The sequence below is a fragment of the Peptostreptococcus sp. MV1 genome (assembly GCF_000758885.1).
Lineage (GTDB): Bacteria > Bacillota > Clostridia > Peptostreptococcales > Peptostreptococcaceae > Peptostreptococcus.
Window position 1 is genome coordinate 1 of record NZ_JRNB01000084.1, and the last position, 16,398, is coordinate 16,398.

At 35.7% G+C, this 16,398-nt stretch carries 16 protein-coding genes; 11 read left to right on the forward strand and 5 right to left on the reverse strand.

Annotation, left to right across the window (positions count from 1 at the left end; translation table 11 throughout):
* From HMPREF1639_RS09380 to HMPREF1639_RS06255, 7 genes are all read left to right on the forward strand, one after another.
* Window positions 1-645, forward strand: a 645-nt coding sequence (locus tag HMPREF1639_RS09380) for a SpaA isopeptide-forming pilin-related protein (RefSeq protein WP_036764521.1), incomplete at its 5' end; no start/stop codon positions are given.
* Window positions 646-764: 119 nt separating this feature from the next.
* Window positions 765-1,538: a class B sortase gene (locus tag HMPREF1639_RS06230; RefSeq protein WP_052045441.1), complete on the forward strand. Its 774-nt coding sequence runs from the start codon at window positions 765-767 to the stop codon at window positions 1,536-1,538.
* A 291-nt stretch (window positions 1,539-1,829) separates the two neighbouring features.
* The gene (locus HMPREF1639_RS06235) at window positions 1,830-3,194 is read left to right on the forward strand and encodes a GTP pyrophosphokinase (RefSeq protein ID WP_036764523.1); all 1,365 of its coding nucleotides are present in this window, start codon (window positions 1,830-1,832) and stop codon (window positions 3,192-3,194) included.
* 124 nt (window positions 3,195-3,318) lie between these two features.
* On the forward strand, window positions 3,319-4,191 hold the full coding sequence (locus tag HMPREF1639_RS06240; protein ID WP_036764524.1) for a radical SAM protein: 873 nt from the start codon (window positions 3,319-3,321) through the stop codon (window positions 4,189-4,191).
* 138 nt (window positions 4,192-4,329) lie between these two features.
* The gene (locus HMPREF1639_RS06245; protein ID WP_036764526.1) at window positions 4,330-5,958 is read left to right on the forward strand and encodes a Na/Pi cotransporter family protein; all 1,629 of its coding nucleotides are present in this window, start codon (window positions 4,330-4,332) and stop codon (window positions 5,956-5,958) included.
* Window positions 5,959-6,129: 171 nt separating this feature from the next.
* Window positions 6,130-7,131, forward strand: a complete 1,002-nt coding sequence (gene add / locus HMPREF1639_RS06250; protein ID WP_036764528.1) for an adenosine deaminase — start codon at window positions 6,130-6,132, stop codon at window positions 7,129-7,131.
* The gene (locus HMPREF1639_RS06255; protein ID WP_036764529.1) at window positions 7,131-7,943 is read left to right on the forward strand and encodes an Mrp/NBP35 family ATP-binding protein; all 813 of its coding nucleotides are present in this window, start codon (window positions 7,131-7,133) and stop codon (window positions 7,941-7,943) included. The genes add and HMPREF1639_RS06255 overlap by 1 nt, the downstream gene beginning before the upstream one ends.
* Window positions 7,944-8,067: 124 nt before the next feature.
* Here HMPREF1639_RS06255 and HMPREF1639_RS06260 read toward each other — a convergent pair whose 3' ends face one another.
* Entirely contained in the window at window positions 8,068-8,325 is a 258-nt protein-coding gene (locus HMPREF1639_RS06260) for a hypothetical protein (RefSeq protein WP_036764530.1), read from the reverse strand.
* 69 nt (window positions 8,326-8,394) lie between these two features.
* Between HMPREF1639_RS06260 and HMPREF1639_RS06265 the strand changes: the two genes are divergently transcribed.
* Both HMPREF1639_RS06265 and HMPREF1639_RS06270 read left to right on the forward strand, forming a co-directional pair.
* Window positions 8,395-9,012 carry an NUDIX hydrolase gene (locus HMPREF1639_RS06265; RefSeq protein WP_036764532.1) on the forward strand — a complete coding sequence of 206 codons (618 nt, stop codon included), beginning with the start codon at window positions 8,395-8,397 and terminating at the stop codon, window positions 9,010-9,012.
* Between the two features lie 2 nt (window positions 9,013-9,014).
* Complete coding sequence (locus tag HMPREF1639_RS06270) at window positions 9,015-9,314, forward strand: GIY-YIG nuclease family protein (RefSeq protein WP_036764533.1); 300 nt, start codon at window positions 9,015-9,017, stop codon at window positions 9,312-9,314.
* Between the two features lie 169 nt (window positions 9,315-9,483).
* On the opposite strand, the gene HMPREF1639_RS06275 is transcribed toward HMPREF1639_RS06270, so the two are convergent.
* The 4 genes from HMPREF1639_RS06275 to HMPREF1639_RS06290 all read right to left on the reverse strand — a co-directional run bounded on the left by HMPREF1639_RS06275 (window position 9,484) and on the right by HMPREF1639_RS06290 (window position 13,936).
* The gene (locus HMPREF1639_RS06275; RefSeq protein WP_036764536.1) at window positions 9,484-10,758 is read right to left on the reverse strand and encodes a dihydroorotase; all 1,275 of its coding nucleotides are present in this window, start codon (window positions 10,756-10,758) and stop codon (window positions 9,484-9,486) included.
* Window positions 10,759-10,914: 156 nt separating this feature from the next.
* Window positions 10,915-12,159 carry an ABC transporter permease gene (locus tag HMPREF1639_RS06280; protein ID WP_036764537.1) on the reverse strand — a complete coding sequence of 415 codons (1,245 nt, stop codon included), beginning with the start codon at window positions 12,157-12,159 and terminating at the stop codon, window positions 10,915-10,917.
* 1 nt (window position 12,160) lies between these two features.
* A complete protein-coding gene (locus HMPREF1639_RS06285; RefSeq protein WP_036764539.1) occupies window positions 12,161-12,835 on the reverse strand; it encodes an ABC transporter ATP-binding protein in 675 nt (224 codons plus the stop codon).
* A gap of 21 nt (window positions 12,836-12,856) precedes the next feature.
* Window positions 12,857-13,936, reverse strand: a complete 1,080-nt coding sequence (locus HMPREF1639_RS06290; RefSeq protein WP_036764542.1) for an efflux RND transporter periplasmic adaptor subunit — start codon at window positions 13,934-13,936, stop codon at window positions 12,857-12,859.
* Window positions 13,937-14,236: 300 nt separating this feature from the next.
* Between HMPREF1639_RS06290 and fsa the strand changes: the two genes are divergently transcribed.
* Both fsa and HMPREF1639_RS06300 read left to right on the forward strand, forming a co-directional pair.
* Window positions 14,237-14,890 carry a fructose-6-phosphate aldolase gene (gene fsa, locus HMPREF1639_RS06295; protein WP_036764544.1) on the forward strand — a complete coding sequence of 218 codons (654 nt, stop codon included), beginning with the start codon at window positions 14,237-14,239 and terminating at the stop codon, window positions 14,888-14,890.
* 18 nt (window positions 14,891-14,908) lie between these two features.
* Entirely contained in the window at window positions 14,909-16,381 is a 1,473-nt protein-coding gene (locus HMPREF1639_RS06300) for a phosphoglucomutase (protein ID WP_036764547.1), read from the forward strand.
* Window positions 16,382-16,398 lie beyond the last annotated feature (17 nt).

A 16,398-nucleotide genomic window follows, 5' to 3' on the forward strand; every position in this document is an offset into this window, starting at 1 on the left:
GGAAATAAAAAGCTAGAAGATGGAACTCTTGTAATGGTAGATGCCTATAAAAAGGCACCAGAACCAGGAACTAAAACTACAAAAGTTAACTTCTCTAAGAGAGCTTTGACAAGAGATGGTAAAGAACTATCAGGAGCAAAAATAAGCCTAACAAAGAAAGATGGAACAGTAGTAGACACTTGGGTAACAGATGGAACTACAAGAAGCTTTGACTTAGAAGACGGTGAGTACACATTTACAGAACTATCAGCTCCAGACAAGTACCAGCTAGCAACATCTATAACATTTACAGTAGCTAATGGCAAGGTAAGTGTAGGAACGACAGAAATAAGTGGAAACACAATAGTAATGGTAGATGCGCTAAAAGATAAGGAAACAAATGGTTCGAATGGAGGAAATAGAAGCAACAATAGCTCTGGTAACAGCAACTCCGGAAATTCAAGCCAGGGCAAACAAACACAGCAAGGATACTCCGGAAATTCAAGCCAGGGCAAACAAACACAGCAAGGATACAACAACACACAGAGCTCAAGAGGGCCAGCCAAGACTAATGATATAAGCAACTTTATGCTTTATGTAGGCATGCTTATACTTTCAGGATTGGGACTTGTGCTATTGAGCATCAAGAGGAGAACAACAAGATAGTTCAAAAAAAGTGAATAACGAACAGAAATAAATGTTCAGTCTGAAAAGAGGTTAGATTTATCTAACCTCTTTTGGATAAATAGATTTTCGTGTATTTTAAATAATAGGAGGTGAGGTTTATGAAATCAGGCAAGAAAAATACTATAATAAGGTTTGTTCAAATTGTATTAATTGCTTTTATTGTATTTTCTAGCTACAAAATTATAGATATTAAATTGACAGAGCGTAGAGAAAATAAAAACTTTGAAGACTTGAGACACAAAATAAAGATAGCCAAAGATAAGAATACCACTACAGGAGGAAGGGTATCAAACAAGGATAAATCCAAGGCAAATGATAGACTAGGCCAAATTTTAAAATCCGAAAATAAGGATTGTGTGGGATGGCTTACAATACCAAACACTCCGATCGATTACCCTGTTATGACTACACCCAGTGCTCCAGACTACTATTTGAGAAGAAATTTTCAAAAAAAGTATTCTATTAGTGGGACACCATATATAGGAGAAGGGCTTAGTCCTGACAAGAGGATATTTACAATATATGCCCATCATATGAAGAATAGTTCTTTGTTTGGGACCTTGGAAAATTACAAAAATAAAAATTACAAAAATGAGCATAAATTTGTTTATTTTAATACGATGGGTGAGAATAGAAAATATCAGGTGGTAGGTGCCTTTTATGTTGATTTGGACAAACCGCACTTCAGATATTATGAATACAACGGAGATATTACAATGGAATCTTTTGTAGATTTTCTAGCTGGACTCTCTAACGTATCAATGTATGACGAGGTAAAAGACATCAACTACAGCGATCAAATCATCATGCTATCGACTTGCAGCTATTTTGTTGAAGAGGGTAGATTTGTTGTAGTAGCAAAAAAATTATAATTTATATATCAAAAACCAATATAATGGTGAAAAGACCTGCATCTTGCCTAATAAACAATCAGAGAAAAATTAAGTAGAATCACTGCAAAGACAGGCGTAAAAATATCCGAGTGCTTGCACATTCGGAATTTTAGCCTGGCAAGCAGATGATACTACAAATTTTTACTCGGGTTTATAGGCAAGTATGCAAGGTCTCAAGCCATCATTTTGCTTCAATATGTAGTGTTTAAAAAAACGATTTTATTTGGTATAATATACACATAGGAAGATTTATTTTTTTGGGAGGAAGTCATGAGTTTACAGGAGTTCGAATTTATCGAATCAGCTATAGATATACTGAGAAATCAGCACCAAACACTAGAGGCAATCGAATACGAGCTAGTCAAGTTCTTTGGTTCAATACCACTCAAGGAAAATGAACTGATGTCTGTCAGCTCTAGAATAAAGTCCGAGAGTAGTTTAAAGGAGAAAATTATCAGAAATAGGTACCTTATGGACTACGATGACCCAGAGCTTTTATTTTCTGAAATACCGGATATTATAGGGGTAAGGATAGAGTGCAAATTTATCAAAGATGAGAAGGAAATTTTTATGCAGATTAAAAATTACTTCAAGCAGACTGATGATAGAAAGTACTTTTATGCCAAGTCCAACAAGAATATTAGGTTATACATGTTTGAAAAACAGCCACTCAAACAAAAAAATGGCTTTGAAATCTATAAAATAGACGGTGAGTACAAGTTTTTGAATAGAAAGATAAAGTTTGAACTACAGATCAAGTCTCTGGTAAATGTCTTTTGGAGTGAGATAGAGCACAAGATTATCTATAAAAATACGACATATCTACTTGAAGACCAGTTTATCAAGGATATGATGATATCTATCAAGAACAATCTGACTATGATAGATGACCAATTGCTCAGCATATACAAGAACTTCAAGCCGGATTCAAAGTTAAATTCCAAGTTTGGTAGGGATGAGATCAAGACTGTATTTTCAAAGCTTTTATATGATACTATCACCTACAAGATGGACGAGCAGTTGGCCTTTGCCATAGATTTTAAGAAGCCTTGTGAGACTATCTTGGATTATTCGCTCAATAAGTATGAGGACAGTATAGATGGCCTGAGTGCCTTTATGACAGAAGAGTACAAGAAGATAAATGAATTTTTGACTAAGGATATTAACTTCAATGATGAGCTGATCCTAGAACATGAGCCAAGATTTGACGATGGATTTTCTAGAGATATTGCTAATATATTTATGGATAAGATGAATATAGAAGTTCCTTGGAATCTCTTCTTTAGGATATTATTTGAGTTGGAGCCTGACAATAATGTTGATGATTTTTCTAATTTTATCAGATACTACAAGAGGTCCCTTCTTACAAAGGACAGTCTTTATAATCTTATGGATTCTTTTGGTGAGTACAGTATCAAGATTATAGATGATATGTATGATTGTATTTATAAGGTTATTAATCAGGTTGGTAGGATAGATATATTCTTTGAGAGCAACCTGTCCAAGATGAGAAAAATTGCTTCAGAGGGCTTGGACTATGTTTGTTACGAGTTTGAAAACTACTATGAGTATATGGAGCAAAAGAGGATTATATCAAAGATTATGGTAGACAGCTTGATGAAGATTTTCAAGTAGTCTTTGGTTGGAAATTTGAAATATAGAATTTTAGCTAGATATTTCATATATTTTAATTCAAATATCATTTAAGGGTATTATATATGTATATGAAATGAAATTTCAATGTTAAGAGGTGGTTTGATTGAACGATTTAACATATTTAAGGTTGATACTTACCGAGGAAAATAATTACCCGGTTATGTATTCAAAGCAGGAGGAAGAAGTTAATATTATTGGTCAAGATGACCAGGCTATGACTCCAGATGATTTTAAGGCGATTATAAAATTTTTCGCAGATAGGGGTCTAAAGAAGATTAAATTTGTTGGTGGTGAACCTCTTTTGTATAGGCATTTGGAAGACTTGGTTGCCTATGCGCATGACTGTGGTGTGGCCGATATAGGTATTACTACTAATGGCATAGGTCTGGGTACAAGGATACTCAATTTGAAAAATCTGGGGCTCAATAGCGTCAATATTTCTTTGGATTCTTTGAAGGAGTATAGGTATCAGGCCCTGACTAATGGTGGAAATCTAAAAGAGGTATACCTATCTATAGATGCTTGCCAGGCTGCTAATGTAGATGTTAGGATAAATTGTGTGGCTATTAAGGACTTTAATGATGATGAATTGGTTGACTTTATGAGGTTGACTATAAATAGCAAGTTGGATGTCAGACTGATAGAACTATTGCCTTACAATATATCGAGGAGTGTCTATGAGAGGGGATATATGGACCTTCAGCACTATATAGAAAATACAGAGGCTATCAATAGGTCTGCAGATGAAGATCTAAGTGTTGCCCAGTACTTCCAAATAGACGGAGCTCAAGGAAGGGTTGGTATTATTAGGGCAGGTTCTAGAGAGTATGAAGAAGACCTTCGTAGGATAAATATTAGCAATAGGGGTTATATGAATGTAGGTCCTCTACAGAAGAATACCTATTTTATCAAGCCAAAACTAAGGGATGAGGAAGCTTTGGATAATATCTTTTACAAGATTAAGACCAAGTTATAATATTTATATGTATGTTAATAGAATGTTAAATTTAACCTTCTATTAACATTTTTTTTGCCTTTCATGGTATTATTGTAAGGGAAGAAAAATAAATGTGTCATAGGGCATAATTTTATGAGAGTACGAGGTGTAAATAATATGAATGTTGCAATTTCCCTAATCGGTGGATTGGGTATGTTCCTTTATGGAATGAATGTAATGGGGGATGGTCTGCAGAAAGCTGCAGGCGATAAACTAAAGAAGATTATTGAGATGTTGACAACTAATAGGATTATGGGTGTCTTGATTGGTACTTTGGTTACAGCCATTATACAGAGTTCGAGTGCTACTACTGTTATGACAATTGGTTTCGTAAATGCCGGTATTATGTCATTGCAACAGGCGGTTGGTGTTATCATGGGGGCTAATATAGGTACTACTGTGACTGCCCAGTTGGTGTCATTTAGTATTGAAAAGTATGCTCCTATTTCCATTGGTATTGGTATGATATTTTGGTTCTTTACAAAGAAGAAAAATATTAAGAATATCAGTGAGATATTGATAGGTTTTGGTATTTTATTTGTAGGTATGAACTTTATGAAGGCTGCAGCAGCTCCAGTTTCTGAGATGCAAGAGGTACATGATGCCATGTTATACTTGAGTAAGAATCCTGTACTAGGTATTTTGGCAGGTTTTTTAATTACAGGTACAATCCAGAGTTCAAGTGCATCTATAGGTATATTGATTGTTCTGGCTTCACAGGGTTTGTTGCCTATTACTGCCGCTTTGCCAGTTTTATACGGTGATAATATAGGTACCTGTGTTACTTCGCTACTATCTACAATAGGAGCTAGTAGGAATGCTAGAAGAGCAGCTATTATGCATATGTGTTTTAATGTTATAGGTACCATATTATTTATACTTGTATTGAGCAAGCCTATAATTTCAATAGTAACTAGGATTGATCCTACAAATGTTCCTAGGCAGATTGCCAATGCACATACCCTATTTAATCTAGTAAATGTTATAGTTTTATTGCCATTTAGTTCATATTTGGTCAAGCTAGCTACAAAGTTGGTTCCTTATACAAAGGAAGATGAAGAGGAAAATATCCACACTACAAAGTTCTTGGACGAGAGAATCTTGGAGACACCATCAATTGCCCTTTCAAATACTGTTGATGAAGTAATTAGAATGGCCAGTCGTTCAACTAGATCTCTGAATTCTGCCTATGATGCTGTAAAGACTTTTAGTCAGGAGAAGAGGGAAAAGACTTTTGGATACGAGAGGATTATAAATACATTGCAATTAGACATTACTAACTTCTTGTTTGCCCTTTCTAACAGAAATATTAGTGATGTAGAGAGAATCAAGGCGGACGTTTTGTTCCATATAGTTAATGATATAGAGAGAGTTGGTGACCACGCTGATAATATAGCTGAAATATCACAGTTTATGGAAGACAAGAAGGTTGTATTTACAGAGGATGCTTCTAAGGAGTTGGATGTTATATTTGAGTTGGCATCAAATAACTTCTATGATTCAATAACAGCTCTTAAGACAAGCGATTTTGAACTAGCAGCTACTATAGCTGAGAGGGAAAAGGAAATCAATATACTAGAACAAAATGCTAGAAATTCTCATATGGCTAGACTACATAGCGGTTCTTGTTCTGTAGAAGCAGGCATATACTTCCTTGATATTATTAGTAATTTGGAGAGAATATCTGACCATTCTATTAATATTACTGAGGAACTAGGCAGGATGAGCGGTCACGTTAGTCTTTAGCCATTAGTAAATAATATATGAATATAATTTAAGTGAATAGAATAAATAGAATATACTGGTATGTGGTTCGCATATCAGTATATTTGTATATCAACAAAAATATATGCTTAAAGTAGTCTTGATTATAAAGGGAGGTTCTTTTATGAAAAAGACAAAGGGAGGTGAAGGCCAATGAATTTTTTTGATGTAGCAAAAATAGAGCTTCATTGCCACCTAGATGGGTCTTTGAGACCGAGTTCAGTCTTGGACCTGTTGAGAAAAAAGGGACTAGATGGTGGTATAAATGAAGATAATATAGGAGAGCTTTTAAAGGTGGAGGGCGATTGTGATTCGCTTGTGACATACCTGGAAAAATTTGACCTGCCACTTATAGTTATGCAGGATGCTGAATCTCTAGAGAGGCTTAGCTATGAAGTGTTTGAGGACGCCTACAGGGAAAATGTTGCCTACCTGGAGCTTAGGTTTGCCCCTGTCTTACATACGAGAGAGGGACTAGGACAAGATGAGATAATAGCCAGTGTAATATCTGGTATGAATAGGGCAAAGAGCACTTACAATATTGAAGGTAATATTATAGTTTGCTGTATGAAGAATTTGAGTGAGCAGGCTGCTATTGATACTATTAATGCTGGTTATAAATATTTGGGCAAGGGGCTTGTCGGAGTGGATTTAGCAGGCCCAGAAGATGAAGGTTTTGCTCAGAAATTCATAAATGCCATGAGTCTTGCTAGGAATATGGGGTATAATATCACTATCCATGCTGGTGAGGCAGGATCTGGTCAGAATGTATTGGATTCTATTCAAGTCCTTGGGGCTCAAAGGATTGGGCATGGTGTAAACCTTTACCAATCTGAAAAAGCCTATAAGCTAGTCAAGGAAAAAAATATAAATCTAGAAGTTTGCCCAACTAGCAATTTGCAGACAAAGGCAGTTAAGGCACTTGAAAAACATCCTGCTATATACTATTATATAAATGGTATTAGTATTTCTATCAATACGGATAATAGGACAGTATCCAATACCAGCCTCACAGATGAGTTGGATATGGTTGGTAAGGTCTTGAGTATTGATATGACTAGCTACAAAAAATTATACGAGTCTGCAGTGGAGGCTTCCTTCGCTGATAAAGAAACAAAAGATAAATTAATTAACAGAATCAGGAGGATTATATAATGACAAATGGTGAAAATTCTAATCCAGAGTTTAAGGCTGCTGGAAACAAGAATAAGATTAGACACATAGTTGGTGTAATGAGTGGTAAGGGTGGAGTAGGTAAGTCTACAATGACAACTCTAATAGCTAAGAAATTAAATTCAGAAGGATATAGGGTTGGTATATTAGATGCTGATATCACAGGTCCAAGTATACCTAGGTTGATGCATATAGACAATCAAACAGCCTATTCAGATGGTGATAATATCATACCAGTTACAGCTCCAAATGGTATTAAGGTAATTTCCCTAAACCTTATAATGGATGATGAGAGCAAGCCGGTAATATGGAGAGGACCTATGATAGGTTCAGTAGTTCAGCAGTTCTATTCAGACGTATTGTGGGGAGACTTGGACTACCTATTGATAGATATGCCTCCAGGAACAGGTGATGTAGCCCTAACTGTAATGAAGTCAATTCCTATCAAGGGTGTCGTGATGGTGTCTATGCCTCAAAATTTAGTTTCTATGATTGTTTCTAAGGCTGTTAATATGGCAAAGCAGATGAACGTACCAGTCATAGGTATCATAGAAAACATGAGCTATATTCAATGTCCAAATTGTTCTGAAAAGATCAAAATGTTTGACGATGAGGGTTGGGACGAATTTATCAAGGAACACTCACTTGATATGCTAGCTGAATTGCCAATGTCGCCAGAAGTAGTCAAGCTATCGACTGAGGGCATTGGTGAAGTTAGTCAAGAATTAGATGAAATTTTAGCTGGAATAGTAGAAAAGGTTTCAACATTCTGTAAGAGGAGAATAATCCTATAATTAGGGATTGGTCGACAATTTTTGGGTGAGGCCAGTTTCTAGGTATGCATTTTAGGCATGGTGTAGAAAAGTTTATATTAGATGAAAAAAATACCGAGATAAAATTTATCTCGGTATTTGTAAACTACAATATTTTAATAGACTTAATTGAGTTCAATGGAACGTACAAAACCTTTTGGTTATTGTAGTGTGGGTTTTTCTCGTCCATATCAGTTCGAGAAAGGGTTAATGATAAATCATCGTATTCAGATACTATACCATAGAGTTTTGACCTGCTTAGGTAAGAATCGATTTCGACAAAATCATTGAGGTGTTTTTCAACAAAATCGAAGAATTTTTTGTTTTTACATGACATATTGTCAGATTTGTTTTTATCTAGCATAAAATCACCCCTTTACTATATTTATATTATACAATATTTTACTTAAAAAGTAAATAGAAAGGCTAAAAAATGGATAATAATATTAAACTTCCTAAAATAAAAAAGATAATTAGTGTTTATAAATCAAAGTTTTTAAATGTTTTTGAAGTAGATTATAAAGATAAGATGGAAAATGATAAAAAATGGATAGTTGCATCTAGGATGTCTGAAAAAGACTACACAGATAAAATTTTGAATAATAGAAAATCTGATGGAGTGGATGCTGTTATAATAGTAGGATATAAAACTATTGATGGTGTGCAGGATGCTATAGTAGTAATAAAGGAGTTTAGGATACCAATCAACGACTATATATATTCCTTGCCAGCGGGTCTTGTATATCCAGGTGATGATATTTATGATACTGCTATTAGGGAGATGAGGGAAGAAACAGGTTTGATTCTTTCTAAGATTGATAAAGGTAGGACTTGTAACAAGGCATATGCATCTGTAGGCATGTCTGATGAGTCTTTGGCAATTGTGTACGGTAATGTAGAGGGAAACCTATCTAAGGCCTATATGGAAGATACAGAGCTGATAGAGCCCATGTATATGACTAGGAAAGACGTTAGAGACTTGCTCAATAGGAAGGATGTAAATATAGATATAAAGGCTTGGTTGATACTAAGGGAATTTGCGGGCTGTTAGGTATGTATTTTACTTATTTATTGAGGTGCAAGGATGATAGCCTATACTGTGGCTATACTAATGACATAGTTCATAGGATGGAGCTTCACAAGGCTGGAAAAGGAGCCAAGTATGTAAGGGCTAAGGGATTTCATAAGCTGGAATTTTATATCGTGTCAAATACCAAGTCTGATGCTATGAAGTTTGAGGTATATATAAAGAAATTATCAAAGCTTGAAAAAGAAAAGCTAGTAAGGGGAGAATGTAATAGTCTGGATAGGTTGGGTATTTACTATCAACTTGTTTTGAGTACTCGTATATAGCCTGGTGAGGGCAGATACAAAATACAAGTAAAAATATATGTTTTATAAATATATATAATATGAATCACAGATTTTATTATATAAAAGGACTCATACTCGTTTGTTTAAAACTAGGTTGAGTCCTTTTATATAATTATGTGAATCTATTCACCTAGGAGAGGGCTCTACATTATTCCTTGTAGACGATTTTGCCGGCAACTATAGTGTATTTGACCTTACCATATAGGTTGCGGCCTATAAACGGCGAATTTGATGACTTTGATTTAAAGCCTTCTACTTTGTATTCTTGATTAGGATCAAAGATACATATATCTGCAACCTTACCGACCTGGATATCACCCTTGTCTAATTTGTAGTATTTGGCTGGGTTTGATGTAAACTTGCTCAACATATGAATCATGGATAGACGGTTTTTTCTCACTAATTCTGTGACTGCAAGTGGAAGAGCAGTTTCCAAACCTATTATTCCACTTGGTGCCCTAGTAAATTCTACATTTTTTTCATGTTCAGCGTGGGGAGCATGGTCCGTAGCTATTATTTCTATTGTATCATCAATTAGGCCAGCAATTATTTTTTCCCTATCTTCACTAGACCTAAGTGGTGGGTTCATCTTGGCCATTACACCGTGTTCAAAAACATCTCTTTCTGTTAGGGTAAAATGGTGGGGAGTAGCCTCTGCAAATACCTTGACGCCAATTGACTTGGCATACCTAATAAAGTCAACGGCATTGCCAGAGCTAATATGCTGGATATCTATACAGGCACCTGTTTCAAGGGCTAGCATACAGTCTCTGGCTACCATAATATCTTCGGAAACTCTAGGAGCGCCCTTCAGACCTAGCATTTGGGCTGTTGGTCCAGCATTTACACCATGATTATCAATTAAGCTATTATCTTCTTCATGAAGGGCAATAACCGTATCTAATTCGGCAGCCTTTAGCATGGCATTTCTTAGCGTTTTTGTGTTCATTACAGGGACGCCATCATTGGTAAATCCTGCAGCTCCTGCCTGGTGGAGACTATCCATGTCCACCAGCTGGTCTTTGAAGTCAATTGTAAGGGCTGCTTCTTGAAGTATATTGATAGGGCAGTCTTTTGCCTTATCGAGTACATAGTTAAGATTTTTTACTGAATCTATTTTAGGATTAGTATTGGCCATTAGTATGACAGTAGTATATCCTCCAGCAGCCGCAGATTCAGCTCCAGACATCAGGTCTTCCTTATGGGTGAATCCAGGGTCCCTGAAATGTGAGTGTATATCAATAAGACCAGGTGATACTATCATATTTTTAGCATCTATTACATTATCATAGTTAGAATAGTCAGAGGATATTTTTGGTGATATCTCCCTTACGATGCCGTCCTCAATCAGTATATCAACTATTCCATTAAAATTAGTCGCTGGATTTATTAAGTTTCCGTTTTTTATTAAAATTTTGCTCATAAATACCTCCTTGTATAATATACTTGTAGTTAAATACTTATTTGCTGAATCCCTATGGATAGCTAATGCTGCCATTTGGATCTGTTTAAATAATATCTACCTAGATGGCTGTGTATAAGAAAAGAGATTAATCACTTGATCAATCTCTTTGCATATTTACTTATAAATAATTTTTATTGGGTCGACTTTAGAAGCCTTGTGGGCTGGAACTAGTCCAAATATTATACCGGTAATTACTATGGCCAAGAAGGAGTATACAAAGCTATTAAAGCTCGGCATAGGTCTAAATGGCATTACGTTTTTAGAATATATAGTAACGGCATATCCTATAATTATACCTAGGACACCACCACATGATGTGATGAAGACCGATTCAACTAGGAATTGGTACATAATTGTGGAAGGCTTGGCTCCCAAGGCTCTTCTGATACCTATTTCCTTGCTTCTCTCCATTACTGATACATACATGATGTTCATGATACCAACTCCACCAACAAACATTGCAACAGCAGTTATAACTAGGACGAATTTATCGATACCCTTTGTCATGGCTTCTGTAGATTTCTGTATAGTAGACTGATCTCTAACCTTGTATTCACCTTCTAGCTTTGGATGAAGTTCTGTCATTTTATCTGCAACATTTTTGGCGATTTTTGGTATATCAAATCCATCCTTTACAGTAACGCTGATGTGGTTGATAGCACCTGTTTTAACATTCTTGCCAGTTATAAAGTTGTAGACATCATTTGGTATTACTGAATAAGCAGGTATATTATCAAAAGCACCTTTTTTTCTAAATTTGTGGTCTACTGGGTCATATACCTTATCAGCATCGCATACGCCGACCACTTCAAATGTAAGATTACCTACTGTGATACCCTTACCAATTGGATCTAGCTTTTCGAACAAGGCTTCTTTTGTCTGACTGTCTATAACGACAACTCTTTTTCCAGTATCAGATGTAGACAGTGGTCTACCCTTTATCATCTTGTATTTGTGGGTTAGGGCAGAGGCAAAACCTATATGTGTCTGCTTGTCATAGTATAATGCATTGGTTGAGTAGATGTTTTCATCGCCAAAGGATATCATTTCTGTCATAGGCTTATTCGATGGTTTTACCTTATCGACACCTTCTATTGTCTGAAGTTCTTGTACATCCGATGATAGGAATGGTGTCAAGAGGTTTTCGCTTGTTTTTGCCTCAGATGAATCGAAGTAGACTATTGCAGTTTTGGGATCGATGGTCTGGAAGGCCTGTTTAAAAACATGACTCATTGCATTACCAACCGAACTGACAAATACTACTGACGTAATACCTGTTATTATCCATATAAAAGCAACTATTAAACGTAATTTATGTCCCTTGAGGTTTTCTATTGAATTTTTTAACAGTGTTAACATCCTAAACCTCCTCTACAAAAGCACCGTCCTTTAGGGTAACAACCCTAGTGGCGTACTTGGTCATATCTTGGTCATGAGTAACCATAATAATTGTAGTGCCTTTTTTGTTCAGGTCAGATAGTAATTCCATTATGTCTCTACCAGTATCACTATCCAATGCACCAGTAGGTTCATCTGCAAATATTATCTTTGGACTGTTAACCAAGGCTCTAGCAATTGCGATTCTTTGTTTCTGACCGCCAGATAGGTGGTTAGGTGAGCTTAATGCCTTATCTGTCAAACCTACCTGGTTTAATTTTTCGTATATTAATTCTTTTCTTTTATTCTTGTCCTTTACACCACCATAGATTAGTGGAACCTCAATATTTTGATAGACATTTATAGTGTCTATGAGGTTAAATTGCTGAAATACGAAACCAGCATACCTTGCCCTGTATTCAGATCTTTTATTTTCGCTTAGGGTACTGACATCAATATTATTGAATATGTACTGCCCCTCATCAATCTTATCTAAGAATCCTAACACATTTAATAGAGTAGTCTTACCACTACCAGACTTACCCATAATCATTACGAATTCGCCTTCTTCTATCTCTAAGTTTAGGTTTTTTAGTATGTGAAGTTTTTCTTTCCCTACTTTGTAATACTTCTGTACATTTTCTAATTTTATTTGCATTTTATTCAACCTCAGTTCTGACTACTTATGGGCATGGTCAGAAGGGACAGGATCTCCATCCTTCATTGTCTTAGTAGGGTTTTTAACAACAACATCATTTTCGTTTAGATCTCCTGAAACCATTGAGTAATCTTCACTATCTGATAAGATTTCCACATTTACTTTTCTTAAATAGCCATCTACCTGTGTAAAGACGTAGATTTCACTACCATCATTTACAATAGCCTTTGTAGGAACCTTGTGCTTGTCAGTATTTACTTCAATAGTTGCCTGAGTATGGTAGCCATTTACTATACCTTCCTGTGTGTCAAAAGTCATGACTACATTATATAGTGACAGAGAAGATGCAGCATCTCCCTGACCTGCAGAACTAGAAATCTGAGGTCTTTCAGAAATGTAGTTAATACGTCCCTTAACTGTATCCCCTGAAGATAGTATAGTTACATCTGCAGTCATATCTTTTTTGATCTTGTTAAGGTCCTGTTCGCTAATCTGACCATTCATTACATAGTCTGTAGACTGAATAGTCATCAAGGCTGCATTTGCTGCAGCGTCGGATGAACCAGAATGCTTTTGATTATTTAGGTAAACCTTGCCGTCAAAAGGAGCCTTTACCTTAGTATAGGCCTTGGCGTTAGCACTTGAAAGACTAGTATTTAAGGTTGCTATTTGGTTATTGATCGTAATCAAACCAGGATCATCAGACTGTAGAGCTCTTTTTTCGTTGATTAAATTACTAATTTGAGTTTTGATAGACGCTATTTCCTGTATTGCAACTTCGTCCTTTACTATGTATAGAACATCTCCACTCTTTACACTCTGGGCATTACTAACTCTAATATCTGGTGTAGAACCATTAGCTGGTCCCATTATTTCCTTGCTTTGTTTAGGAACTATGATTCCGTTTATAAATATTTTTTCATTTTCTGGTATTGTGTATGTTTGGACAACTGGAGTAGAGTCCTTTCTGGTATTGTTATATATTATAACACCTCCAACTGCCACTATAACGACAACTGCCGCTACACCCAAGTAGATTTGCATTTTTTTATTGGACTTCAGTTTTGCAAATCCATCTCCAATTTTATTTTTAAATGACATTTTTACCTCCCTATTAGTGCTTTTATCTATAGCATAATGATTTTTTTTTATAAAACATAATTTCACAACATATACCTATATTTTACATGAAAATTGCTATTAATGCAATGTATATTGTGGTCAAGGTTAATATTTTTATTAAAAATATAGAGTTTATTAGAAAGAAAGCAGCCAAGAGAAAAAAAATTGTGCGCAAGGCTAGAAGAGAAAGGGTCTAGAAAAAGTATCCGCCTTCATATATAATACTAGGTGAATGCAAAAAATTTAAAACTAATTTATAAAAATTTAAGGAGGCAAAAGATGAGATTTTTTATTGACACAGCTAATATTGATGAAATAAAGGAAGCTAATGACCTAGGAGTTGTTTGTGGTGTAACAACTAACCCTTCATTGATAGCCAAAGAAGGAAGAGACTTTACTGAGGTGGTTAACGAAATCACTACTATAGTAGATGGTCCGATAAGTGCGGAAGTCTTGAGCATGGAACACGAAAAGATGATAGAAGAGGCTGAAAAGCTAGCTGCTATCCATGAAAATATAGTTATAAAGATACCAATGTGTGCTGAAGGTTTGAAGGCAGTTAAGTACCTTAGTGAAAAAGGTATACGTACAAATGTTACTTTGATATTCTCAGCTTCACAGGCCCTACTAGCTGCTAGAGCTGGTGCAAGTTATGTGAGCCCTTTCGTAGGTAGACTAGACGATATATCTTTTGATGGTTTAAGGCTGATTCAGGAAATAACTGAAATATTTGAAGTAAACTACATAGCTACTGAAATAATCGTTGCAAGCGTTAGAAATCCACTACATGTTATCGAAGCAGCAAAGATGGGTGCAGATATTGCTACAGTTCCATACAAGGTAATCATGCAGATGATAAACCACCCTTTAACTGATAGAGGTATTGACGCCTTTATTAAGGATGCTGAAAAAGCTTCATTAAACATTAAATAGTCATCGGGGGTGTATAGATTGGATAAATTATATTCATTGCAAAACGGAACTGATATTAGGGGTGTTGCCTACAAGGATGACAAGTCTGACCTTGATATTACCCTTACAAGAGAAGATGTCAAGACCTTAGTTCGTGGGTTTGCTACATGGATTATAGACAAGGACAAGAAAGACCATATAAGTATTTCTATCGGTACAGATTCAAGGTTGACAGGTCCTGACTTTAGGGAGGCCTGTGTTGAGGCTCTGACAGAAATAGGTGTGGATGTAGTAGATTGCGGTATGGCGACTACTCCGGCTATGTTTATGTCTACAATAATAGATGGATACAAGTGTGATGGTGCCATTATGTTCACTGCTAGTCATATGCCATATGTCTACAACGGTCTAAAGATGTTTACAAACAAGGGATGCCTAGAAAAATCAGACCTAAAAGATGTAATAGATATTTGCGTGTCTGGTAATTTTGTAGAATCAAGGTCTAAGTCTAGCCTTGTGAAAAAAAATTTAATAGATGACTATGCTGATATTTTAGTTGAAAAGATAAGGGCAGGCGTAAGTAGTAGCGATGACTACGATAGACCACTTGCCGGTATGAAGGTTATAGTTGATGCGGGTAATGGTGCTGGCGGATTTTTTGCTGACAAGGTATTGGCTAGACTGGGCGCAGATACTGAAGGTAGTCAATTCTTAAATCCTGATGGAATGTTCCCTAACCACATACCTAACCCAGAAAATAAGGAAGCTATGGCAAGTATATGTCAGGCAACCCTAGATAATAAAGCAGATTTAGGTATAATATTTGATACTGATGTGGATAGGGCTGCTATTGTAGGTTCTGATGGAAAGTCTATAAATAAAAATGCCTTAATAGCAGTAATATCAAGTATTATATTAGAAGAACATCCATCAACTACAATAGTTACAGATTCAGTTACTTCAAATGGCCTAGCAGACTTTATTAGGTCAAGAGGAGGTATTCACCATAGGTTCAAGAGGGGATATAAGAATGTAATTAATGAGGCTATTAGGCTTAATGAAGAGGGCAGAGAAAGTCACCTTGCTATAGAAACATCTGGCCATGCAGCTATAAAGGAAAATTATTTCCTAGATGATGGTGCATATCTTATATCTAAAATACTGGTAAAGGCAGCAAAATTATTTAGAAAATCTAAGGATATAGGACAGCTTATAGAGGACCTTCACGAGTCTCTTGAAGACAAGGAAATAAGAATAAAAATTCAAGAATCTGATTTCAAAACTTATGCCAATAATACTATCAAGTCTCTTTCTGAAAAGGTTAAATCCATAGAAGGATGGGATGAGGTAAGTGAAAATTATGAAGGCATTAGGGTAAATTGTAAGGATGAAAAGGGTTGGTTCTTGATGAGATCATCACTTCATGAACCACTTTTGGTTATTAATTTTGAATCGGATATCCAGGGTGGATGTGACATGATACACAATAAATTATCTGAATTAATCGGGTAAAAATATTATCGTATATA